Annotated in this window: 18 protein-coding genes; 10 read left to right on the plus strand and 8 right to left on the minus strand. The window is 45.7% G+C overall.

Annotated elements, in window-relative coordinates:
- Positions 1–298: 298 nt before the first annotated feature.
- Positions 299–697, plus strand: a complete 399-nt coding sequence (locus tag MMG82_RS19355; protein ID WP_047538432.1) for a GreA/GreB family elongation factor — start codon at positions 299–301, stop codon at positions 695–697.
- Positions 698–1,226: 529 nt separating this feature from the next.
- Here the strand turns inward: MMG82_RS19355 and MMG82_RS19360 are convergent.
- The gene (locus MMG82_RS19360; RefSeq protein ID WP_047538430.1) at positions 1,227–2,006 is read right to left on the minus strand and encodes a helix-turn-helix transcriptional regulator; all 780 of its coding nucleotides are present in this window, start codon (positions 2,004–2,006) and stop codon (positions 1,227–1,229) included.
- A 186-nt stretch (positions 2,007–2,192) separates the two neighbouring features.
- Here MMG82_RS19360 and MMG82_RS19365 point away from each other — a divergent pair, with 186 nt between their 5' ends.
- A complete protein-coding gene (locus tag MMG82_RS19365; RefSeq protein WP_047538428.1) occupies positions 2,193–3,083 on the plus strand; it encodes a DMT family transporter in 891 nt (296 codons plus the stop codon).
- Positions 3,084–3,217: 134 nt separating this feature from the next.
- Positions 3,218–4,849: a methyl-accepting chemotaxis protein gene (locus MMG82_RS19370; RefSeq protein ID WP_047538426.1), complete on the plus strand. Its 1,632-nt coding sequence runs from the start codon at positions 3,218–3,220 to the stop codon at positions 4,847–4,849.
- A 149-nt stretch (positions 4,850–4,998) separates the two neighbouring features.
- On the opposite strand, the gene MMG82_RS19375 is transcribed toward MMG82_RS19370, so the two are convergent.
- A complete protein-coding gene (locus tag MMG82_RS19375; RefSeq protein WP_037415047.1) occupies positions 4,999–5,838 on the minus strand; it encodes an FAD:protein FMN transferase in 840 nt (279 codons plus the stop codon).
- A gap of 562 nt (positions 5,839–6,400) precedes the next feature.
- Here MMG82_RS19375 and MMG82_RS19380 point away from each other — a divergent pair.
- The 3 genes from MMG82_RS19380 to MMG82_RS19390 all read left to right on the plus strand — a co-directional run bounded on the left by MMG82_RS19380 (position 6,401) and on the right by MMG82_RS19390 (position 9,391).
- Positions 6,401–7,738: a Na+/H+ antiporter NhaC family protein gene (locus MMG82_RS19380; RefSeq protein WP_037427081.1), complete on the plus strand. Its 1,338-nt coding sequence runs from the start codon at positions 6,401–6,403 to the stop codon at positions 7,736–7,738.
- 190 nt (positions 7,739–7,928) lie between these two features.
- Positions 7,929–8,624, plus strand: a complete 696-nt coding sequence (locus MMG82_RS19385; protein ID WP_047538423.1) for a hypothetical protein — start codon at positions 7,929–7,931, stop codon at positions 8,622–8,624.
- 11 nt (positions 8,625–8,635) lie between these two features.
- Complete coding sequence (locus tag MMG82_RS19390; protein WP_047538421.1) at positions 8,636–9,391, plus strand: 23S rRNA pseudouridine(2604) synthase RluF; 756 nt, start codon at positions 8,636–8,638, stop codon at positions 9,389–9,391.
- Between the two features lie 650 nt (positions 9,392–10,041).
- Here the strand turns inward: MMG82_RS19390 and MMG82_RS19395 are convergent.
- Together MMG82_RS19395 and MMG82_RS19400 are read right to left on the minus strand one after the other, a co-directional pair.
- On the minus strand, positions 10,042–10,662 hold the full coding sequence (locus MMG82_RS19395) for a LysE family translocator (RefSeq protein WP_037427088.1): 621 nt from the start codon (positions 10,660–10,662) through the stop codon (positions 10,042–10,044).
- Positions 10,663–10,748: 86 nt separating this feature from the next.
- On the minus strand, positions 10,749–12,299 hold the full coding sequence (locus MMG82_RS19400) for a peptidase S10 (protein ID WP_047538417.1): 1,551 nt from the start codon (positions 12,297–12,299) through the stop codon (positions 10,749–10,751).
- Between the two features lie 203 nt (positions 12,300–12,502).
- On the opposite strand from MMG82_RS19400, the gene MMG82_RS19405 reads away from it, so the two are divergent.
- The 4 genes from MMG82_RS19405 (at position 12,503) to MMG82_RS19420 (ending at position 18,585) form a co-directional block, all read left to right on the plus strand.
- Entirely contained in the window at positions 12,503–13,048 is a 546-nt protein-coding gene (locus tag MMG82_RS19405; protein WP_037427092.1) for a thioredoxin family protein, read from the plus strand.
- Positions 13,049–13,552: 504 nt separating this feature from the next.
- Positions 13,553–15,019, plus strand: coding sequence for a sigma-54-dependent Fis family transcriptional regulator (locus MMG82_RS19410; RefSeq protein ID WP_047538414.1), 1,467 nt, complete (start codon positions 13,553–13,555; stop codon positions 15,017–15,019).
- 159 nt (positions 15,020–15,178) lie between these two features.
- Entirely contained in the window at positions 15,179–16,612 is a 1,434-nt protein-coding gene (gene ccoG / locus MMG82_RS19415; RefSeq protein WP_241407298.1) for a cytochrome c oxidase accessory protein CcoG, read from the plus strand.
- 368 nt (positions 16,613–16,980) lie between these two features.
- Positions 16,981–18,585, plus strand: a complete 1,605-nt coding sequence (locus MMG82_RS19420; RefSeq protein WP_047538408.1) for a long-chain fatty acid--CoA ligase — start codon at positions 16,981–16,983, stop codon at positions 18,583–18,585.
- A gap of 97 nt (positions 18,586–18,682) precedes the next feature.
- Here the strand turns inward: MMG82_RS19420 and MMG82_RS19425 are convergent, their stop codons facing one another.
- From MMG82_RS19425 to MMG82_RS19440, 4 genes are all read right to left on the minus strand, one after another.
- Complete coding sequence (locus MMG82_RS19425) at positions 18,683–20,470, minus strand: ABC transporter ATP-binding protein/permease (protein ID WP_241407299.1); 1,788 nt, start codon at positions 20,468–20,470, stop codon at positions 18,683–18,685.
- A gap of 286 nt (positions 20,471–20,756) precedes the next feature.
- A complete protein-coding gene (gene hutZ / locus MMG82_RS19430) occupies positions 20,757–21,314 on the minus strand; it encodes a heme utilization protein HutZ (RefSeq protein WP_047538404.1) in 558 nt (185 codons plus the stop codon).
- Positions 21,315–21,347: 33 nt separating this feature from the next.
- Complete coding sequence (hutX, locus tag MMG82_RS19435) at positions 21,348–21,908, minus strand: heme utilization cystosolic carrier protein HutX (RefSeq protein ID WP_047538401.1); 561 nt, start codon at positions 21,906–21,908, stop codon at positions 21,348–21,350.
- Between the two features lie 24 nt (positions 21,909–21,932).
- A complete protein-coding gene (locus MMG82_RS19440; RefSeq protein ID WP_241407300.1) occupies positions 21,933–24,026 on the minus strand; it encodes a TonB-dependent hemoglobin/transferrin/lactoferrin family receptor in 2,094 nt (697 codons plus the stop codon).
- Between the last annotated feature and the right edge of the window lie 120 nt (positions 24,027–24,146).

The raw sequence follows: 24,146 nt of genomic DNA on the forward strand, positions 1-24,146 counted from the left end.
GGTATGGACAGTTTATTAGTCATTAATCATTAACTCTGTTAGATGATTAATTTAATCTTAAAATTATATGGAGATGTAGCCCGTGTTAAAAAATGCATTTTCATTACTCAGACTTAAGTCAGCTTGGTTAATGCTGAATACACTTGATTATTTATCCCGCGCGGTACGCCTGTCTCTTAAATTCCCAGTTTAAGCCGAGTGCTACTCGCACTCGGCATCTGATTACCCACATTTCAATTTATTGCTCCTATTTTTATGCTGGGGCTTAGCTGTTATCTAGCTCATATTTGGGGTAGCTATGTTTTATTCTTTTTTTAGTAATCTATTTCAGTCTTTTATGTTGAAAACAGAAACCTATTACTTGCAAAACAGTTTTAATGCCTCATTACGCCCCACCGCACTGGCGGCGGTGATAGCAAAGCTCGATCAACTTAAAAGTGAAGAAACCCTAGATAAAGTGACCGTTGGGCGTGAAGTGCTCCTCGTTAATCAACAGGATCAGCAGGAGTATCGTATAGAACTGGTATACCCACCTAGACACAAACCAAGAGCGGGTCGCTACTCTGTCATTTCCGATTTAGGTGTGAGCTTACTGGGCCGAGCCAAAGGTGAATATGCTGAGGTAAATATTTTAGGTAAACCTGTGCTGTTTATGGTGAAGGATATTTCCCTTAGCAAGAGACAACCTAAAAATTAACGGCAAAACTAACAGGATTAGAATAAAGCATGTTCAAATTTCAGTGGCAACATGCTTTTAGGTCGCTATTTGCGGCGGCATCTAGCACAGGCATAAAAATATATTGGAGGATACGATTTTGAAGTTATTTACTGGCCGCGAAATAAATTAATAGCAGAGAGCTAACACTTACTCCTCTTAAAAACTTACTAAGTATGGCAGCGCTTATGTAGAAACCATAAAGAGGTCAAAGTGTTTTATCTCGCTCAGAATGCTTTAAATTATTCAAATTTATCGATAGATTAATTTGAACTAACTGTCGGTGAGAATGCGGCGCTACACTCGATAGTTTGACTTTACTTAATCTCATTTTAGTTAGGAGTATTTTCCATGAGTAAAGAAAAAGCGAAAAAACCGCCGATGAAAACCTTAAAAGAGAAGCGACAGGATAAGCGGAATCGCCAAAAAGCCTCCGATTAATGCCTGTTATAAAAATCCCTTAAATCCTCTCTTTTATGACATAGGGTGCGGCAATAGCCGCGCCCTATTTTTATGCCAGCTGGCGGCGATATTGCTCGGGTGAGTATTGAGCATATTTTTTAAACATCACAATATAGGGTGAAGTTTGGTTATAGCCCAATGTCAGGGCAACTTCTTTGATTGATAAGCCTTCACGTAGCAATTGCAACGAATAAATAAACTTATGTCGCTGACGCAATTCAGTAAAACTCATTCCAAGGCGGTCTTGGCAACGCCGAGCGAGTGTGCGTTCTGTGGTATGTAATTCACTCGCCCAGCTTTTAAGGCTTATTTGACTGGCTGGCTCGAGTTCAAGTTGCTGCAAAATAGGTTGCAACAGTTTATCTGTACTCGAAGGCAAAAATTGTGGCTGCGCCTGACCTAAGATTAACTGGTCAATTAACACCTCAACCAAACGTTTATCCGCATCCGTTTGTGCAACACGCACCTGCCGCTGGCGGAGATCGTTCACTATTGCCTGCGCTATCGGCGTCACCGCAAGTAAACAAGTTTCATCAGGAAAAACCTGCGCCCGACTCGTAACAATATTCAATGAGCAATAATGGATACTGCGGCGGGTGTAACTCTCATGCTCTACGCCTGCTGGCACCCAAATCGCATATTGGGATGGCGACAAAAATCGTTGTCCAGCCGCATGCAACTCCATAATGCCACCACTGATCAGCTGTAATTGCCCCCAAATGTGGCTATGTTTTGGTGTAATGGTATTGGGCAGAAAGGCTTCATAGTTGAAGAAAATATCTGCCACTGGCGCTTGCTCAGAATTAAGTGGATGGTAAACAGGGTGCATCGTACTCCTAAAACTCGACTTTACATCCAATCAAAACATCGATTGATGCGGTGGTTGTCTATCGAGGAACTGACATTGTCTTTTAAGCAATATTTATATCATAAAAGACCAGCAATAATAGCGACTATCTATGACAGCACGTTTGCCACTAGGCATCGGCTCGTTTCCCCCAATGAAGACTGACCTATGTTGTATTTATTTCCACTACTCGCCGTAATGATTTGGGCGGGTAACGCCATTGTTAACAAACTTTCCTTTGGAATTATCGCCCCTGAAGCCATTGCCTTTTATCGCTGGTTTTTTGCCATGCTTGTGCTTACCCCTTTTATGCTCAAAACCGTCTTGAAAAAACGTAGAACAATCATTCCTCTACTACCGAAATTAGCGACCTTAGCCTCCTTAGGAATGGTATTAAACCAAAGCCTTGCCTATTTTGCCGCCGCGACGACAACCGCCACCAATATGGCATTAATCAACTCGTTAGTACCTATGATAAGCCTGTTTTTAGCGGTACCTTTACTCAAGCAAAGGCTCTCGCCATTAGTTTTTGCTGGCAGCCTAATCTCACTGCTGGGCTTAGTGTTTATGCTAAGCCACGGGGATATGGCTAATCTGGCGATAGGGGTTACTGAGGGGGATTTATTATTACTTATCAGTGCGTTTGTGTACGCCCTTTATGGGGTACTGCTAAAACGCTGGCAGCTACCGATATCGACGTGGGAATCAGTGTATATTCAGGGCATTATCGCTGTGTTGATGTTAACTCCGCTGCTGTTTAGTGCGCCAAGCGTCACGATTAGCAGCCAAGCTGCACCACTTATTGTGTACGCCGCCCTTGGCGCATCACTCATCGCCCCTTGGGCGTGGATTAATGGCATTAGCAAATTGGGCGCCGAACGCACCAGTATTTTCTTCAATCTAATGCCAATTCTGGCGGCTATATTTGCGGCGATAATCTTAAATGAGACCTTAGCCGTTTATCACTACCTTGGCGGTTCAATGGTTATCTTGGGGGTAATGTTAGTGCAGATAAAGCCCAAACCTAAAATATCAGCCCTAAGCGCCTGTGCTGATTAAATCGACTCAATAGCCCCATATCAGTGGGGCTTTCCTACGATGATTCTCCTTAATTTTCTGTTGTTGCTGCAAACCACAAAATAGCGACTAAGCTATTTAATAAGCAATTTTGTCAGTACGTTATGGAGTACCCTATGTTTAATAGTATTCGAGTAAAGTTTTCGCTGATGTTTGCCATTATGGCGACCGCCTTGATCGTTATGGCAATTACTGATGCTATGCAAAGCCGCTCAACCCTTAAGCAAATGCAGGAGTTTAGTCAGTTATTTAATCCTGCGATTTCAGCCATTCTCAACGCTGACCGCGATCTCTACCAAGCACAGCTAAGTGAAGAAGTGTTACTCAGATCCGATCTGGGTAGTGATAGCCGTAAAAGTGAAATAGATAACTGGCAAGAGAATGTCGATCAGGCTCGCGATCGAATGGGGGAGTTTAAAAAACTCTTGCAGGATCATGCCCAAGTATTGCAATCCACCAATGGCTTTGAAGCACAGTTTTCGCTCTGGTATCAAGCCTCATCTGACGTGATAAATGCAGTAAAAAATAGTCAGTTCGACCTAGCAAGACAACTACACGAAAGCAAATCCAAAAAAGAGTTTAAAGCCCTAAGAAACATCTACAATGCCGCAGGTGAAGCCGCCGACAATCGCGTTAAAGAACTGGATTTACAAGCCACCGAGCAGGCTACAGCCCAAACTCAAATGTCAGTTACGATAGCTACGCTTGTCGCTATTGTCGCCCTCGTGATTGCCTACTTTGGCCCTAAGATTATTGTCAACGCGATTCAAGACATTACTAATAGAATTAATGACATAGTCGATGGCGATGGCAACTTAACCCAACGAATTCCTATCACTCGCCAAGATGAAATTGGCGAACTGGCCAATGCTTTTAACTTGTTCGTTGCCCAGCTGCAACAGATGGTAATCGCCATTATCAGCCAAACCAAAGATGTGAGCCATACTGTTGAAAACCTAGCGACTAAATCAGCTACTACCATAGGGATCAGCCACGAGCAGGAACAATTTGTCGACACCATAGTTACAGCCGTAAATGAAATGAGTGCCGCGGTAAGGGAAGTGGCCAGCAACGCCCTGCATACTGCTACCGAAATCACTAAGGTCAATGATCAGACTATTGAGGGGAAAAAAATCCTCACGCAATCGGTGCATCATATTCAGCAATTGTCTGAATCGGTTAAAAATGCAGTCGCTGTTATCGAAAAGCTCTCCGTCAACTCCGCTAACATTGCCTCGGTACTGGATGTGATCCGCTCAATTGCGGAGCAAACTAATCTGCTCGCTCTTAATGCTGCCATTGAGGCTGCTCGTGCTGGTGAACAAGGGCGTGGTTTTGCGGTGGTCGCCGATGAAGTACGTACTCTGGCGAGTCGTACCGAAACGTCGACTCAAGATATTCAGAGCATGATCGAAGAATTGCAGCGGGGCGTTAATGATGCGGTGAAGAGTATTGAATCAGGCGCCAGCCTCACCCATTCGACGGTTACCCTTGCCAGTCAGACACAAGATGCCTTAGATCAGATCCTAAATTCCACTTCTAAAGTCAGTGAGATGTCGACTCAAACCGCGACCGCAACAGAAGAACAAACCCACGTCACTGAGGAAATCAATCGTAACTTGACTGAACTGTCTGATAAAACAAGATATTGCAATATAGTGATCCAAGAAACACAGCAAATAGTGGTCAATACCCGAGCCATTTGTAGCAATCTACAAAAAGAAGTCTCGCGCTTTAAAGTCGCTTAAAGAGAGGCATTTGAGATACTGACCAAGCCCAAAAGGATTGGCCAGTTTTTATTTAAAACAATGGCTTGAAGAAAACAACCCGATAGGTACATCAAACTGCGGCACGTCAACCACACCGCCCTGGTACCGAGCATGTTTAAATATAACGGTTAACAGACTAACTGGCCGCCGAGCTGATTAATTTTATCTTTTGCAGCTTTAGCTGAAAGATAACCAGCCACCTTGGTTAGTGCATCTGCACGCCATGCGAAAGGCGCTTGAACGCTAACAACACGCTCATTAGACGCATCAAAGCTCATCATATCGACATTACCTGTCGGCAGTAATAATGCTGGACAACCTAGGCTCAATTGCTGCGAAACTCGTGAGCTTGCCAGAGCCATATTGCGGACTGTTATCTTCTGGCTTAATCCATTTGAGCCTCGACAAAGCACATCCAAGGAGGCAGAACCAAATACTCGCAAGTCCCCTCCCGCATTGACCCAACCACCAGAAACCCCTGCACGACGTAACTCACTTACTGCCATATCAACCGCATACCCCTTGGCGATACCGTCAAAAGTAACAATTAATGGCCGAGCTAACCGCGCTTGGTTCCCTTTAATTTCAATATCTTGCCAATCGCCCTGCAAAAGTAGCGGCATACCAAGGTAGCAAGGTAACGCCCCGCGAGACATCATTTCACCACCAATGGTGCAATTAAATAAGTTGTCGCTAGCTTTACCAAACCACTTGGCTAATTTAAATACCCTTAGACTATCTTGGCTTAGGGTGACCCAATGGCCAGGCTGACGGTTTAGAAGATTTAACTCACTATCTTGCTGATGAAAACTTAATAAACGTCCAATTTGTGCAATGCGAGAAAAAGCCGCAGTAATCGCAGCTTGAATGGCTTGCTCATCGAGTGTTGGTTGGCTGGGTTCTTCAACTACCGATTCGACTGCAATTTCAATTAACGTGCCCAGTAATGGCTTAGCTCTTCGTATCACGATGCTGCTGGCTATGTGAGGTGTGGATGAAGGATCACCGTTTTACCGCATCTGGTTACTAACAGCAAGAGTGGCCTTAGTATGTTATGCGAAAAGATACCCGCAAAATTAAAATGTTAAAAACTAACATAACTCCTCACACTCTCAGCACGTAGTACCGTGTCAAAAACAACAGAAAACCTAACAACACCGAATCGTACACCAACTTAAGATCCACTAAACTGTATCAGCGGTGGAGGAAGAAATAGCCCCCTATTGCTATATTACTGAGTAATCCACATTTAGCATTGGCTAACAACAACCAGTAAATCATTAATAGAATAGTTTTAATATACTGTTTATTAAGATTAAAAATTAAGACAAACCACGATTTAAACCTCTTTTTAACGAACAGATTACAACGGAAGTAAAAACATCTAGACGTCTAGATTGACAGTAAATTGGCAATCCAATATGCTTGGCACCAAGTTGCTAGGATATGATGCCAAGGCGACATAGATTTAGAGCGAGTTTGACTGCCAAGGAGCACGCAGACAACCCGCCGAGTAAAAGAGAAATTACATTGAGTCAATCAACCCAAACCACTGCACCGAGTAACCCGGCATCATTTGTTGCCCTGTTACCCTTATTCGTTTTTTTAAGTCTGTTTATTGGCGCAGGCGTCTATTTCCAAAGCCAAGGTGTGGACTTTGCTTTCTATCAATTACCGAGTGTGATTGCTATTTTGCCGGCCATTATTCTGGCTTTGGTGTTATCAAAGCAAAAATTAAATCAAGCCATTGATACCTTTATTGGTGGAATTGGCCATAGCAATATTATTGCCATGTGTTTAATTTACTTGCTGGCTGGCGGCTTTGCGGCGGTAGCGAAAGCCACTGGCGGTGTCGATGCAACCGTAGCCTTAGGTTTATCTCTTATTCCCTCAAACCTATTACTGCCAGGCTTTTTTGTGATTGCCGCCTTTATTGCAACGGCCATGGGTACCTCTATGGGTACAATCGCCGCCGTGGCACCTATCGCCTTAGGCGTTGCCGACCAGGCACAAATTGATTATGCCCTGATGGCAGGTGCCGTGATGTCTGGCGCCCTGTTTGGTGATAACCTCTCAATTATTTCGGATACCACGATTGCGGCCACTCGAACTCAAGGCTGTGATATGAAAGATAAATTCCGCGAGAACCTGATTTTTGCTATCCCAGCTTCACTGCTGACCTTTGTTGCCTTTGTCATCGCAGGACAAGGCCAAGCCGATCTAGCCGCTCAAGATATCGACTTTATTAAGGTGATTCCTTACCTGACGATTCTAGTATTAGCAGTTGCAGGGCTAAACGTGTTTGTCGTCTTAACCTTAGGCATACTGCTTGCGGGAGCCACTGGTTTGCTGACGATGGACTATGGCGTGATCCAATTTGGTAAGGATATCTACGCGGGCTTTAGCAATATGCAGGAAATTTTTATCCTGTCGATGTTAGTCGGTGGTTTAGCCGCGCTGATGCAGCAACAAGGTGGTTTAGCCTTTGTGAGCAAACAGATTGAAAAGCTCATCACCCGTTTCTCAAAAGCTCAAGGCGAAGCCTCATGCCGCGCGGCCGAATTAGGGATGGCGGGAATTGTAGCCGTGACCAATAGCTGCGTTGCTAACAATACGGTGTCGATTGTTGTCACTGGTGACATTGCGAAAGATCTCGCAGAAAAACACGGCGTAACACCTAAACGAGCTGCCAGTGTACTCGATATTTTTGCCTGTATTATCCAAGGGTTAATACCCTATGGTGCACAAGCGCTGTTAATCGCCTCGACATTTAGCATCACACCGCTAGCAGCCGTGTCCTATGCATGGTATTGCATGATCCTCGCAGCAGTAGCCATTGCAATTGTCATTTTCCGTAAACGCCACTGATGTAGTTAAGTATCACAAGGTTTATTGAAAGCAACACAAAACAAAGGGAGCCACTTGACTGGCTCCCTTTGTTTTAAAGGTTAAATGCAGCGCTATTTAGAATACTTGCCTTCATGAAGGGATTCAGGCAAGTTACACCCGATTATTCAACCTTGCCCCTTAACCCACACCACTATTCATTAAAAGCCAAATGAATCCAAGACAGCGTGAACCCAGTTTTTACGATTTACATCGCCTAATCACTTGGTTGATTGTGGGAGCCGCACTGCTCAGTGCGATAGGAGTGATGGTTGCTCTGTATGGACAATACCAAACCATGGGCGTTAGCGCCCTATTTATCCGCGCCGATTTTTTAGGGGACTATACCCACTCGCCCCTTGCCTATGTGTTTAATTTAGGATTATTGGCCGCAGGGATTTGCATGCTGATCTCTATGGCTGGGCTGTACTTACTCAAGCTCGATAGCTTTAGCCAATATATTGCACTCACAGGAGTTTGGGTTGGCACTTCGGTGATTTTGATGGGCATTTTTCCGATTAACTTTTTAACCATGCATAGACTGGTTTCCACTAGCTATCTCTTAAGCACGCTAACCTTGCATGCCTTAGTGATTATTGCCGGAGTCGTTCCTAAACTTATCTGCCCAAGGCCCTTGTTTTACTTGAGTTTATTAAGTTTTATCAGCGCTATTAGCCTGAGTTTACAACTGGATTGGAGCCAACTGGATTTTCCGCCCTGTGATATAGACAATCATTTCTGTTTGGTTAGTGCCAATATGTGGCTGCAAACGAACCTCAATATTATTTGGTGCTTAAGCCTTGCATTTGCGATGCGTCGTTTATCCAAAATCCTGTATTATCGCGCCCAAGTCCATCACCCGTTTTAACTTAATCATTTATGCGTCTAGCTAAATACCTTGCCCAATGTGGCATCAGTTCACGCCGAGAAGCCTGCCGTTTAATTGAGGCAGGACGCATTACGCGAAATGGTAAGATTGCCACACATCACGACCCAGTCCAGCTCGATGCAGATGGTCAATGCCTTGATAGTATTTGCTTGGATGCAAAGCCTGTATTAGGCAGCGAAACTCCTACCTATTGGCTATTCAATAAGGCCGTAGGTACAGATTGCCGTTTACTCAAAGACGATAAATCCAGCTTGATCCACTTACTGCCACCAACACCAAGACTCTACCCCGTCGGCAGATTAGATAAGGATTCCCGCGGATTATTGCTGCTCACTAACGATGGCGAACTCACCCACAAACTGATGCACCCCAGTTTTGCCCACAGTAAAACCTATCATGTGCAGCTAGAGAGGGCCTTCACCGATGAGTTTATTAAGCTAATGGCCAGCGGCGTAAAGTACAAAGAGGTAGATACTCTCCCCTGTAAAGTTCGTAGGCTTAGTGAAGATAAATTTGAAATAGTGCTGATCCAAGGCTTAAATCGGCAAATTCGGCGGATGTCCAGCGCCTTAGGTTATAAGGTTATCGATTTACAGCGAGTGGCCTTAATGACACTCAGCCTTGAAACAGTAAGCGAAGATAATTGTACAGAAAGCAAAGCAGCAACAAACACTCTACCAGAGGGAGAAATGCGACCGCTAACACCCACTGAAATTACAACGCTAAAAGCCGCACTAGCGATATAGTCAGATGAGGTGTGGTAACGAATCTCAGACCAATGTGACGTTACGCCCCATAAACCATTTATTCAGCTAAAAGATTTTAGACTGAGCAGCGCTAACGAGGTAACCTGAGCTCGGGATAAGTAGAGCCGCTGAATAGGCATCTTTTCGGGCCTCTGTGCGTTGGTCTGTCTAACCATAGCTCGCGATGCCGTACGACTGAGCGCCTTGATATACACAAAAATCTGCGCATTCAGTCAGAAAGAAAATATTTTTATCTTCAAAAAAATCACTTATAGCATTGATTTAGTTTGTTAAATTTAGATTTTTTCGACACTCGTTACCCCGAGTTCAAGTAAGGTAAATTATTATGCTTTCAACATGTGAGTGGTTTATTGTGAATTTGGGTGATGCGCTTATATCACAATCAACATTAAGCGCACATCAATATCACCTAACCAAAGTTTATCAACAAGCTGGTAGCCCTGAGAATCTGCTGGCAGTATTTAAGCACGAATCCCAAGATCTCCATTGCCACATAAAGCTATTTCTTACTTCAGAATTTCAAGAATTAGCAATGTTAGATGGCGCCGTCAGATGCGTTAAACCTAATTTTAGCGGTACTAGCTATTTGGCGGGCAATCCGAGTTATATGCTCAAAAAATAGTGAACAACTACACATAGAGGCTATACAGCACCCGTATTGCCAGCAGAATCAATACCACACCAGAAAGTTTATCAATCAAGCCCGCTTTTTCCCGCAACTTAGGCAATATACTCGAATGGGATAACACTAACGCAATTAAGGTGTACCATAGCCCATCAACTACCAGTGGTGTTAGTACTATAAGTGCTTGACCTGTAAAACTATCTGCAACCATCACAAACTGGCTAAACAGCGCTAAAAAGAACAGCATAATCTTAGGATTGAACAGGGAAATCGCGATACCATCGCGCGCCGCCGTGAGCGTATCCGTCGCCTCCCCCGCCGTAAGTTTTGCCTGCATGCCACCGTTTGAGCGTAATGCTTGGAGCCCCATCCATGCCAGATAGAGCGCGCCTAAAATCGCTATCCCATTAAAAACCAAAGGCGCATTTTTCAGCATTACCGCAAGACCAAGTAGCGTGACTAGCGCATAGACCCCTATGCCAATCGAGTGCGCCCAAGCACACACAATCCCTTTCCCGCGACCACCGCCTAAGGTATGACGCACGACCATCGCCAAACTCGGCCCAGGGGACATAGCGCCCAAACAACAAATCGCCAATAGTCCCAACCAAGTACTAAAGCTCATTTTCACCCCTTTAAAGCATAAAAAGGCCCTCAAAAGGGCCTTCACAGGAGTGGCAGTTTAACACTGGCCTAGCAATACGGTCACTCTCATTTCACCCCGTTGGGATGATAAAAAGCGCGAATATCTTGCACCAGTTGCGCAAGCGATGCAGGCTCTACATACATCATATGACCCGCCTTGTAGTAATGCATAGTGACGCGGCTATTATCAATGCCGTTATCGGCAAAGGTATTTTCAGTCGCAAAGAAGGGCGTTGCGAAATCAAAATATCCGTTACCGACAAAAATACGCAAGTCTTTATTCTCGCGCTGCGCCTGTCCTAAATAGGGTGCCACATTCACATAATGCATTTGTTTACCGCTAATATTCCAGTTCCAGCCACGGTTAACATCGGTGGAAAGCACGTTGAAGGGGCGTGATAATTTAACCCCTAAATCCTCATACAGATATTGATGGATAGCCGCTGTATAAGCACCATCAATACCATATCCTGACGGGTCGTTATCGGTCGAGTCACCGCCACTGTCGTAATCTTTGCCAGTATAGCGACTGTCTAACCGCCCGATGGTCAAATCCTGATCCCTGAGCAATTCCTTGGTATAGCGACTCGCACTCACCCGTAAATTTACTCTGTCGAGGTAGGACTCACTCAAGCCCGTAAATCGCGCCAACTGTTTGCGTACAGCTTGATAATCACTTTGCGCTAAACGGCTGCCCTGTAATAGGGCTAAGGCGTAATCCTTTATAGCAAATTGACGCGCCTGTTCGACAAATGCTTCGAGCCCCAAGGCCTTATCGGCATCACTGACTTTGTTATGATAAAACGCAGTCGCCGCCATGGTCGGTAAAAAACCAATGTAGGGTTGGTTGTTGCCCGGTTGATAGCGAGCGTGACTAAAGTCGAGAATCGATGAAATCAGCATCACGCCATTGACAGAGATATCGGTCCAGCCGCCTTGGAGTTCATCCACTAATGCCGCGGCTCGCGTCGTACCATAGCTTTCACCGGCAAGGTATTTGGGCGAATTCCAACGCTTATGTTCAATCAACCAACGGCGGATAAACTCGGCAATGGATTGGGCATCTTCTTTTACGCCCCAAAAATCGGTGCCTTTCTTCTCACCCAGGGCGCGGCTAAAACCGGTACCCACAGGATCGATAAACACTAAGTCAGATTCATCGAGTAATGAGTAATCGTTAGCTTCAATCCGATAAGGTGCCGCACCATCATCTTTGGCATCACCGGGCACAATCACGCGTTTGGGCCCAAAGAGTCCCATGTGCAGCCAAAGCGAGGCTGAACCTGGGCCACCGTTAAAAATAAACGTGACTGGGCGTTTACTGCTGTCCTGCACATCATCCCTTAAATAAGTAATAGAAAAAATACTGGCCTGAGGCTCACCCTTATCATCCTCTAAAATGGTCTCCCCACTAATGGCTTGATAACTGATCTTCTGATTTTGAATCGTCATTTTATGCTTAGTGGTCACCACCTCTGGCACTAACTTATCCACTTTGGCTTCGCCTTTTTGAGCAGGCTCGGCATGGCCGACCATGGACACAGTAAATAACAAGGGCAGCAACATACTTGCCCATGTTAGCCCTGCGGGCGTTGACTTTTTATTTAGCACTCGCATCAATTATCCTTCCCTTCTGTAGTCATTATTTTGTGGTCTTTTTATTAGTGCACCAGCTTACAAAGACTGCGCACTCGGCGCAAAAGCACAATTGCAACTGAATGCGTCAAAGGTTTAATCGGCTTTTAAAACATAAATTCACGCAGATTTAAGCTGTTAGCCGCTAAGATAGAATGGATTATCGGAAACTTATGCAGGCATCTATGGGCACTATCACTCTCATCAGTCTGGTCATTCTCGCATTACTTGTGGGCGCGATTGGTCTGTTAATCTGGCAACGTAGCAAAGGTAAGCGCATTCCACTGGCGGTGATTTTTGTATTGGGATTTTTCGCCGTTGGCCTAGGCGGAATTATCGGTTTTGTGCATAAAGGCGAAGATTATCAAGCCTATCAAAAGCTACAGTGGCGCACGCTGGCCCCCGAAAAAATCGCCCCACTGGTCGCCCAAGGCTACACAGTGTTTGTGGATATCACCTCAGACTGGTGCAGCATTTGCCAAACCAATAAGGCTGAAGTCACCCATAGGGAGCAAGTGGTGAATGCACTGATGGCCGACAAGATTATTTTGATGCAGGGAAATTGGAGCGAAGCCGATTCCACCATCGCGAACTACATGCAACATGAAGGAGTACCGGGTACACCTTACAATAAGGTCTATGGTCCAAGGGCGCCTAACGGCATAGTACTACCGTCTAAACTCACCATCGATGCCGTGCTTAATGGCTTAGCCCAGGCTAAAGCCTTGTAATCTATTTTGCTTATTTGGCTTAATCTTCAAAAATGGAGTATTGAGAGCGCAATAAAAAAGGCTGCATCGCAGCCTTTTTGCACACTTCAAATCAGTAGAAAGCAATTTTCCGGAAAGGTGGGCAGAAAATCACTCCGTACTCTCAACAGCCGTCTAACCCCAAAACACTATAAAAATAGTTTTATAACTAGCGAGTTACTTAAATAAATATCTTAGCGAAGTAATGCATATTCCCATATAAGGGTAAGCGTACTGGTCTATTTCAACCTCGCCAATAATATTTATGAAACATTTTTATAACAATTTAGCAATTTAAGCCAGTACTAAATAAAACTTTCTATTGATTAAAATATAAGCTTTTTATTATCAACAAGTTAATGGTCAGACCTCTAAGCTAGCCTCTAAACCATTCTATTCAAACATGACAAAGCAACTCGCGATATATCGCGAGACGACTCAAGGGGTTATACTCTGGGCACTCATTCGTATTAAGGAATCAACGGAATGACATCAACACAGCCCGCCGTAATGCCCTTGGATAAACATTTTCTGCCAGAAAATCAGTTACTACTCAATGCCGTGGGTGAAGGCATTTATGGGTTTGATTTAAATGGTAATGCTGTCTTTATCAATCCCGCCGCCGAGCGCATGACGGGCTGGAAGAATGAAGAGTTACTCGGCAAAAATATCCATAATTGCCATCATCATAGCCATGCGGATGGCAGTCATTATCCCCAGGAAGATTGCCCCATCTACAACACCTTAAAGGATGGGATTGCAAGGGAAATTACCCACGATGTGTTTTGGCGTAAGGATGGCAGCAGCTTTCCTGTGTATTACAGCTCTACGCCCGTCTATCGGGACAACAAACTTATCGGTGTAGTCGCGATATTTCGCGACATTAGTATTCAAAAACAAACCGAGCAGTCGCTACGCCAGGCTTTAGCACAGGTTCAAGCTCTGTCGGAGCAACTGGCCAGCGAGAATCATTATCTCCAAGCCGAGTTAGCCGATAAGACCGGCGATGTGGATATTTCGGGCAGTAGCGCGGTGATCCGCCATATGATCCAGCAACTGCATATGGTGGCCAATACCGACAGTACCGTATTGATTTGTGGCGAGAATGGCACAGGCAAAGAGCTGGTTGCCCGCAACTTACATCAACTGAGTCGCCGCAAAGATAAGCCCATGATCAGCGTTAACTGCGCGGCATTTTCAGCCTCACTGTTAGAGAGTGAGTTGTTTGGCCATGAGAAAGGCGCCTTTACGGGTGCGACTCAACAGCGCAAGGGCCGCTTCGAACTCGCCCATCAAGGTACACTGTTTCTCGATGAGGTGGCCGAATTAAGTTTGGAGGCGCAATCTAAGTTACTGCGAGTGATCCAAGAGCAATCCTTTGAGCGACTCGGCGGCAGCGAAACCATCAAGGTCGATATTCGCTTAGTCGCCGCCAGTCATCATGATTTACTCAAACGCGTTGAACAGGGCTTATTTCGAATGGATCTCTATTACCGCTTGAATGTCTTCCCAATCCAAGTGCCACCGCTCAGGGCGAGACTGGAGGATATGCCCGAGCTTGTCAGCCATATACTGCACTCCCTTAACCGTAAGCTGGGTAAAAAAATCCGAGGGGTAAGTCAAAAAGGCCTAAAAAAATTAATGGCCTACAGCTGGCCTGGTAATGTACGCGAATTGCAGAATATCCTTGAGCGTGAGGCTATATTATCTCAAACGGATATTTTACATATCCATGCCATGCCCACGAATCACCTACAGACTCAAACCGCGGCTTCACCATTACAAACCTTGGCCGAGGCAGAAGCACAGCATATTGAGCAAACATTAAAACTGCTGAACTGGCGTATTTCGGGCGCAAACGGCGCAGCCAGTGTACTCGGCGTCCCGCCAAGTACCCTCAGATCGCGAATGAAGAAGCTCGGGATTACACGTCAAATCACTAATGATGAATAGTCTCAAAAACGCGATATATCGCCAATTGACGATATATCGCGACACACATAAAAACCAATCTAATTTAAATCAATAAATATCAAATAGTTAAATGCAAATTATTTTGGCCTAACGCTTGCTATAGGGAGCCGAATCTTATTTAAGCCGTTAGGACAGCATATGCCCAAGAGTGACACCCAACACAGAGAGAACGCCAAACATCCCTCTGCCGAGCAATTTATCCCGGTAAAAAATATCCAGGCGGAAGATAAGCCTGCACACAAAAGCAGTGACCAGATTCATTTCCGAGAGCAGAAAGGCTATTTTCAGCGTCTCAGAACCACAATGAATAGCCTGTTAGTACTGCTGTTTTTTGCACTGCCGTTTATTTCATTTGATGGTCGGCAAGCGATACTGCTGGATGTGAGTCAGCAACAATTCTTCTTTTTTGGCCTCACGCTCTGGCCACAGGATTTCACCTTACTCGCTTGGGTGTTTATTGCCGCGGCTTTTGGCCTCTTTTTTATAACCGTGTTTTGGGGACGGGTCTGGTGCGGCTATCTTTGCCCACAAACCGCGTGGACCTTTATGTTTGTCTGGCTCGAAAGCCAAATTGAGGGTAACAGCAATAAACGCAAGTTGCTCGATAAGGCGCCATGGTCTGCGAGTAAACTCAGTAAAAGAACGCTCAAACACAGCCTGTGGGGATTAGCCGCCTTGATTACTGGCTGTGGATTTATCAGTTACTTCATCCCAGCCCGTGAACTCTACTTGGATATTTTTACTGGCAACGCCGGCTTTTGGACAACCTGCTGGGTATGGTTTTTCGCGATTTGCACTTACTTAAACGCTGGCTGGATGCGCGAACAAATGTGCTTACACTGCTGTCCTTATGCGCGCTTTCAGGCCGTGATGTTCGATGCCAACACCAAAACCGTGACCTATAATGCCACACGCGGCGAAGCACGCGGCCCCCGTAAACGCAAGCAACAAACCGAACTCGGTGATTGTGTTGACTGTAACTTATGTGTTGAGGTCTGCCCGACGGGGATTGATATTCGCCAAGGCCTTCAATACGAGTGCATTAACTGCGGCGCCTGTGTCGATGCCTGTAATGAAACCATGCAAAAATTCGACTACAAACAAAACCTAATTAGCTATGTTAGCGAGAATGAATTAAAAGGTGTCGCCCATTCCAATTTGCGCTCGCCACGCTTTTTAGGTTACGGCGCTGCCGTTGTTATTATGTTGGTTGTGATAGGTTTAGATCTCTCCAGTCGCAGTGAGATTCAGCTTAACGTCATTCGCGACAGACAGAGTCTGTACCGCGAAACCGCCGATAATAAAGTTGAAAATACCTACCAGCTGAAGATCCGTAACAAGACTCAACAAACCAAGCAATACCAACTCGCGGTCAACAGCGAAATGCCATTCAGCTTAATTGCCAACTCGGTAATCACCCTCGCGGCGGGTGAACAAGCAGATTACCCCGTGACAGTGTTAGCCGATAAGGATGCAATCCCTGCGGGACGCAAACTTATCGAATTCTCGGTAACTGATGTCAGCGAACCCAAACAAAGCGTCAGCCAAGAAACCGGCTTCTTTAGCCCTTAATTCATAGCCTCAATGCTCCCATTTAGCCGTAGACAACCAATAAGACGCCATCGATTGAGCGTCTTATTGGTTTTTAAAATGGCCACATCCTATTGCGCGCCCTTTTCTTTCCCCCAATTCAGCTAACAATTGCTATAAAAATGCCCCTAAAACATCAACACGCCCTAATATACCCGAGTTAATAAAGACTTAACTCTACTCCGCCCATATAGAGTAAAAACACTATTTTTAACATAAAGATAGTAGCAATCTTTGGATAGAATTATTTGGCGATAAACATTGACCTTATAGGTTGAATCCTTCTAATCTAAACACTCGTTTGATTTTAAAATAATAATAACGACTAAACCGATTTGAGGTAGTTAGGCATGGCATACGATCAAGAGTCACAACTCGAACTTGGCAAATACTCTTCACTCATAGACTTAATCGAACGCACTAGCCAACGCTTTGGCGATAAAACCGCATATGCTTGCTTAGGTAAAAGCAGTAGCTTCAATGAGATAGAACGCGATTCACGCTATTTTGCCGCCTATTTGCAGAATAACACTAACCTAAAACCTGGCGATCGGATCGCGATTCAATTACCCAATATTACCCAATTCGTCATCGCCGCCTATGGCGCACTACGAGCAGGCCTGATTCTCGTCAACACTAACCCGCTTTATACTGAACGTGAGCTTATCCATCAGTTTAATGACTCAGGCGCTAAGGCCTTAGTGGTATTGTCAGATCTGTTGCCAACCCTCGCCAAAGTGGTTGCAACCACACCAATTGAATTGGTGATTTCGACCCACCCGTTAGATCTTATCGATCCGCAAGTTCAGCCCAAAACGGGGCTTAAAAATGTCGAATTCTGTCACGTATTAAAACAAGGTGCAGAGCTACCGTTTACGCGCTTTATGCCCGCCTTAGGCGATTTAGCCGCGCTGCAATATACCGGTGGCACAACGGGTCTTTCTAAGGGCGCAATGCTGACCCACGGTAATATGCTCGCCAATGCGGCGCAGGTAAAATCCCGCATCGGCAGTGTTATCACCGAAGGGGAAGATACCTTTGTCGCGCCACTGCCGATTTACCATATCTACGCCTTTATGGTGAACTTGGTGCTGTATTTTGAATGTGGTGGTTGCTCGGTATTAATCCCAAATCCCCGTGATATTAATGGCTTAATCAAGACGCTGGCGAAATACCCCTTCACCGGTTTTGCAGGGCTTAACACCTTATTTGTCGCCTTGTGTCATCAACCTGAATTTAAAGCGCTGGATTTCAGTCATTTAAAAATCACTATTTCTGGCGGTACAGCGCTGACCGCTGCCGCAGCCAATCTATGGCAGCAAACCACAGGCAATACCATCAGTGAAGGTTATGGCTTATCCGAGACCTCGCCAGTGATCTCGCTCAATGCACCGGGATATCAAAAGATTGGCACTATCGGTAAGCCCGTTCTCGGCACTGAGGTCAAACTGTTAGACGAAAACGGTAATGAAGTCGCGCAAGGGGAAGCCGGTGAGCTCGCCGCCCGTGGCCCACAGGTGATGCTAGGTTATTGGAATAATCCCCAAGAAACGGCTAATGTGATGACGGCTGATGGTTTCTTTAAAACGGGGGATATTGCGATTCTGAACGAGGAAGGCTTCCATCAAATCGTTGATCGCAAAAAGGATATGATTATTGTCTCTGGCTTTAACGTCTATCCTAATGAAGTCGAAAACGTGCTTGCTAGCCACCCAAATATCATCGAATGCGCCGTAGTTGGCGTAAAGGATGAGCACTCTGGAGAAGCAGTCAAAGCCTGTATCGTGCTCAAGGATGACAGCCAAGACCCTGAACTGATGAAAACCACCATCATCAACTTCTGCCGCGAGCAACTCACTGCCTACAAGCTACCTAAGTTGATTGAATTTATGCCGCAGCTACCTAAGAGTACCGTGGGTAAAATTCTGCGCAGAGAGCTTAAAAATCAGCCTTAAACTTGTGTAAACATCAGTAATTTGAGCAGTCTTAAATCCAAAACAAAACCCCAAGTAGCACTCTGGGGTTTTATTTAAGCCTTTTTAAATCCAAGTCTTACTCGCTCAATGGGTTAACCTCATCCGTTAGCAGCTGCAAACTGGCAAACTCTCGATATAAGGCATTGGTTTGCATTAGAGTTTGATGCTTACCACTGGCAACAATTCGCCCCTTATCAAACACAATAATTCGATCGGCATTAATTACGGTTGCAAGCCGATGGGCGATGATCAGCGTAGTTTTGCCCGCCATTAACTCATCAAGCGCCTGCTTCACTTTTTGCTCACTCAAGGCATCGAGTGCACTGGTGGCCTCATCGAGTAATAGGATGGGCCTGTCGGCTAAAATAGCCCTCGCAATGGCAATGCGTTGTTTTTGCCCACCGGATAAACGCACACCACGCTCACCCAAATAGGTTTGATAACCTTCATTAAATTCACTGATAAACTCATGGGCACGGGCCGCAATACAGGCATCAATCACTTCCTGCTCGCTGGCATCAACGCGGCCATAGCGCACATTTTCCAGCACACTGGTGGCAAAAATCACTGAGTCCTGCGGCACCAGCGCAAACTGCGCCCGCAAATCCTTTGGTGAAAGCTCAGCAATATCAATCCCATCCAATAAGATACTGCCCGATGAAGGCACATAAAACCGCTGTAATAACTGAAATAGCGTGCTCTTGCCGGCACCACTCGGGCCGACCAAAGCCACCCGCTCGCCGGCATTTATTACAAGGTCTAAGTCGCTGAGCACTAACTGAGTTTGCTCGGGATAATGGAAGTTAAGTTGTTGCAGTTGCAGCTCGCCGCATACTTTATCTGGCAGAGTTTTAGGCACCAGTGGCGCCGGAATATCGACCTCAGTTTCGGCTAATTCGATTAAGCGTTCTGCGGCGCCCGAGGCGCGTTGGATTTCCCCGACCACTTCACTAATGGTCGCAACCGCGCCTGCCACCATCACGGCATAAAACATAAAGGCTGAGAGTTCGCCGCCCGTCATCTTACCTGACATCACATCGTGGGCGCCGACCCAAGTCACTAGCGCAATGGCAGCAATACTGAGGAACATCACTGAAGAAATCAGCAGCGCGCGGTAACGAATGCGGCCGCTGGCGGCGGTCATCACATCTTCGACACGGCCATTGAACAGGCTGCGGTCCTTATCCTCATGGCCATAGGCCTGCACAGTGTGGATCTCATGCAAGGTTTCATCCACATAAGCCCCCAAATCCGCCACCCTATCTTGGCTTTCGCGCGCTAAGGTTCGCACTTTTCGGCCAAAGAAACCGACAGGCCCCAACACCAAAGGCACGGCCAGTAGCACGAGCAGTGTCATCTTCACGCTGGTGATCCCCATCATCGCCAGCCCACCAATAACCGTCACGCCAGAGCGCAGTGCCATAGAGAGACTCGAACCGACAACGGTTTGCAGTAAGGTTGAATCGGCGGTAAAACGTGAAATCACCTCACCAGTGCGCACCTTGGCATAAAATGCCGGAGATAATTTAAGTAATTGATTATAAACTGCAAGCCGAATATCGGCACTGACACGCTCCCCAAGCCATGTCATCAGATAAAAACGGCAAAACACCGCAGTGCCACTCACTGCGGTGATCAGCAGCACCAATAGAATAATTTCATTCAGTCGCTGGGCATTATCCTTAATAAAACCTTCGTCCACCATCAGCCGCACGCCTTGGCCGAGAGATAACCAGGCCAAAGAACCGATCAATAAAAATACAATCGCCGCAACCACTCGCAAACGATAGGGCTTAAGAAATTGCCAAATCCATGGCAATACTGCCCGTTGGCGAACCGAGGTGTGTGAAGATTGTTGAGACACAATGGACTCCAATAATGGTCGAAGAGGTGGAATGCTCGAATCGGTGGGCTCTATGAGCGGTTTGTTCACTCTTGTTATCCTTCGGCTTTATTTGTCATTCAACTTAGCACAAATGACAATGAACTGAGCACACAAGAAAGCGCACACGATAACCAAAGTGATGCTAGCAAAGCAAAAATTCAAGGCTAAGAATATAAAAGCCAAAAATAAACCCGCATTGATAGCGGGTTTATGATTGTGCCTTGAGTAGGGCAAGATCAAAGCACAGAGTGTAAAACACAGATATCTAAGCTACCTGCATATCTTCAGGCGTTTTTGGCGTGCCGTGGTGACCATCGCGCTTCCAGTTCACATCAAGCAGTTCGCTGCCTGTCAAACTAAAGGCTTGGCCAAAGCCTTTGACATACAATCCTTGATGTGGCGCTAACTTGTACAGGTTAAAGTCCGTCAGCGCCGCCAAATTATCCGACATGTCGCCAAAACGTTTAGATAACAGGCTGACTCCTTTGCTAAACGAAGCCGTATCACGTGCAACCGCTTGAGCCATGGCATCAAAGGTTAATCGTTTGCGAGCGAATACAGATTTGGCTTCAGCTTCATCCTCCACCAGCATAACAGACACTTTAGTCGACTGTTTAAGATTATGGCCGTGGCGCGCTAAATCACTCACCAAGATATAAAAACCATCGTCCGCTAATGCAAATGGCGCGTAACTGGCATTAGGTTGACCATCAGTATCGACGGTGGCGAGTTGTAAGGTTTTACGTTGCTGTTTAAAGGTCTCAATTTCAGGTAACAGTTTGTCTCTTAAACGCTGTTCTTGCTCGGAAGTTTCAGGCTTCATATTGGTTTCCTCAATAAATTACGTTCATCAATGTTAATCAGCAAAGGAGGCGGCCAGCGCTTTAAAACGGTGCACTTGCTCAGGAAAAAGCACTCTTTGCTTGTCACGTCCTAAATAAACTTTAAATACCACCTCACCCTGAGGTCCAAAAAAGTTAATTGAATGGCTCTCGCTGCCCCTAAAAGGTCTGCTGATTAAGGCTATCGCCCGCATGCCATCCAATTTAAGATGGCCATGTAAGCCATCCCCTTTGCTGTAGAGGTTGTAGTAGCCATGGGCAAATTTTCCTTGGGGAAAATCGCCTTTAAATTCAAATACACTGCCCGAAAGCATCACTATGGTAGTTAACGAACCCCACTCGGGTAAGCTTTGTAGTAACTCGTCCATATGGGCCAAAGGTAAAAACACTCGCTGCGCTTGAGGTAAGGCGGTAACCACCTCAAGCTCAGCAATCCCTAACTCACTGGCCAATTGTGCAGGCATTAAATCTGGTTGAGTTTCAAATCGTTGTCGCAACATTTGCTGGGTTTCAGCATTTGAATCTCGGCGACTCAGCACGTTATCCGTGTTTTCAATGTCGACTGTTTGGGTCATTTCCTAGATCCTCTATCCCAAGGTTTAGAACATGTAGCGTGCAGACAGCTTCATATTACGGCCAGGCTGATACAAGGTTTGCCATGCCTGCAGATACTTCTCATCACCAATGTTTTCAATGGCAAAATCAACTCTCAGGCCCGACATCACGCCCATCGCGGGCTCCCATGCTAGGTACACATCCCAAAGAGTGTATTCATCATATTTTGCAACACTGTAACCTTTGGGTGTATTCGCTTGGCTGGCCACATAGGTCACTCGCGTGCCTAGCTTCATATCGCCTTCCATAATCACTTGGGACAAGTCGACATTAAACTTATTGGCTGGCATCCCTTCGATATAATCGCCAGTGTTACGGTCTTCTCCGCGGGTTTGACCATAATTCATCGCTAAACGCGTTTGTCCGATGCGATAACGACCGCTGAGCTCAAAGCCCGTTAATTGAGCGTCTTCCACGTTGTTCCACGAGGTTGTTTGCTCGAGTCCTGGTATCCCCCGAAATGGATTAGAGACTTGCTGAACAATAAAATCGTCCACATCATTACGGAAGATGTTTAAGGTAATGGCTAATTCATCATCACCAGCTAAGTCATTGAAGCGAAGGTCAGCTTTAAGCTCTTTATTACGCGCCACTTCAGACTTTAGGTCAGGATTCGTCGCAAAGGTGTTACATAACCCTTTGGGTAAAAAACCCGGTATTGGCGGAATGCAGTAATGGGTACCGCTAGAGAACATTTCCTCCACCGTCGGCGCTCGGAAGGCCTGATCATAGCGCGCACTTAAGGTCAGCCATGGCTGCGTTTGCCAACTTAATCCAAGTGAAGGAGATAGCTCAGTATCATCAGCAGATGCATTCAGGTTATGACTCTCGTTTTTAAAACTGTCATAACGCAAAGCAGCATCGAGGTTTACCGTTTGTGTCAGTTGCACATCCGCCCGAGTAAAAGCTCCCCATACCGTTGTTTCGCCATCAATATCCTCAGGACGCTGCCCAACCTGTTCCTTATCGTCTCTAACGGTTTTAAGGGTATCGCGATAGCCATCCACACCGTAGGTCAACTTAGTGTTACCGAGTTGAGAACTATTGTTCACATTAACGCCAACGGTGCGGTATTCAGTGCTATCTAATTGGCCTTTAGTGACGCGGTCTTCATCGTAATCTGTGCTATTCCAATAAACCTGCACATGAGTATCCAAATAAGGATTATTGGCTGGCGCTAAGCTGTAATTGAGGGTGATATTTTGATCGTCCGTTTTGCGGCGCACTAAAGGCACTGAGCTACTCACAGCCGCAGAAGGATTACTTGGCACCAATTCATTAATCTTGTTAACTCTTGCCGATAACGCTAAGCGCGAGGCTTCATCAGCCTGCCAGCCGAATTTAGCCAATCCACTGCTTCCTGAAGAAGCGCTGTTGGCTAAGGTTTCATCATTGCCGGTATTAATATTGTTGGAATCAACATAACTGCCATTGAGCAACCAATCGACTGTTGCTTGCTGGCCATAGACTGCGGCGCTGGTTTTAGTGCGGTCGCCATTGGTGTCATAGCCTTGCTTGACATAACCACCAAAGGTTTCATTTGGCGCTAAAAAATCCTGAGCAGACTTAGTATTTTGTGCAACAACACCGCCGAGGGCACCACTGCCCCACAAACTACTGGCAGGACCACGGATCACCTCGATAGATTTAAGTAGTTCAGGGTCCATAAAATAGGAACCGCGATGGCCAGAACTGGTATTTTGCCTCGCACCATCGATCGTTTGTAAAACACGATCACCGCTTAAACCACGAATTTCGACGCCCTGAGAGGTCGCTCTTGGGCCATTTGTTAAGTTAATATTCGCTTCGTTTTTTAATACTTCGGCAACCGATGAAGCCTGTGAAACGTTAAGCTGCTCTTCTGCGACAACAGCCACACTTCGACTGGTTTCAGACACTTTCTCACTCAAACGCGTCGCACTCACTAACACTTCATCAAATTCAGTTTCGATAACCCCCTGTTCAGCACTCTTCTGAACCGCAGTGGGTTTGACGCCTTCTTCAGCCGCTAACGCAAAACTTAGCGCCGTACTACTTAGTGCCATCGCAACGGCGATCACTAACGGCTTTTTGTTCATATTATCTTCCTCAAATTATTAATTTTATTAATCAATTAGTATCTAAAAGACCCGTAACAGTCATTCGCCTACCTTGGCATTTTGCTAGTTTTTTGAGCATTCACTTTAGCAATTGCAGGC

The organism is Shewanella sp. MM_2022_3 (assembly GCF_022557375.1).
Taxonomy (GTDB): Bacteria; Pseudomonadota; Gammaproteobacteria; order Enterobacterales; family Shewanellaceae; genus Shewanella; species Shewanella xiamenensis.

Coding starts and splice junctions, on each gene's coding strand:
- MMG82_RS19355 (WP_047538432.1), top strand. CDS start 299: ATGTTTTATTCTTTTTTTAGTAATCTATTTCAGTCTTTTATGTTGAAA.
- MMG82_RS19360 (WP_047538430.1), bottom strand. CDS start 2,006: ATGCACCCTGTTTACCATCCACTTAATTCTGAGCAAGCGCCAGTGGCA.
- MMG82_RS19365 (WP_047538428.1), top strand. CDS start 2,193: ATGTTGTATTTATTTCCACTACTCGCCGTAATGATTTGGGCGGGTAAC.
- MMG82_RS19370 (WP_047538426.1), top strand. CDS start 3,218: ATGTTTAATAGTATTCGAGTAAAGTTTTCGCTGATGTTTGCCATTATG.
- MMG82_RS19385 (WP_047538423.1), top strand. CDS start 7,929: ATGAATCCAAGACAGCGTGAACCCAGTTTTTACGATTTACATCGCCTA.
- MMG82_RS19390 (WP_047538421.1), top strand. CDS start 8,636: ATGCGTCTAGCTAAATACCTTGCCCAATGTGGCATCAGTTCACGCCGA.
- MMG82_RS19395 (WP_037427088.1), bottom strand. CDS start 10,662: ATGAGCTTTAGTACTTGGTTGGGACTATTGGCGATTTGTTGTTTGGGC.
- MMG82_RS19400 (WP_047538417.1), bottom strand. CDS start 12,299: ATGCGAGTGCTAAATAAAAAGTCAACGCCCGCAGGGCTAACATGGGCA.
- MMG82_RS19405 (WP_037427092.1), top strand. CDS start 12,503: ATGGGCACTATCACTCTCATCAGTCTGGTCATTCTCGCATTACTTGTG.
- MMG82_RS19410 (WP_047538414.1), top strand. CDS start 13,553: ATGACATCAACACAGCCCGCCGTAATGCCCTTGGATAAACATTTTCTG.
- ccoG (WP_241407298.1), top strand. CDS start 15,179: ATGCCCAAGAGTGACACCCAACACAGAGAGAACGCCAAACATCCCTCT.
- MMG82_RS19420 (WP_047538408.1), top strand. CDS start 16,981: ATGGCATACGATCAAGAGTCACAACTCGAACTTGGCAAATACTCTTCA.
- hutZ (WP_047538404.1), bottom strand. CDS start 21,314: ATGAAGCCTGAAACTTCCGAGCAAGAACAGCGTTTAAGAGACAAACTG.
- hutX (WP_047538401.1), bottom strand. CDS start 21,908: ATGACCCAAACAGTCGACATTGAAAACACGGATAACGTGCTGAGTCGC.
- MMG82_RS19440 (WP_241407300.1), bottom strand. CDS start 24,026: ATGAACAAAAAGCCGTTAGTGATCGCCGTTGCGATGGCACTAAGTAGT.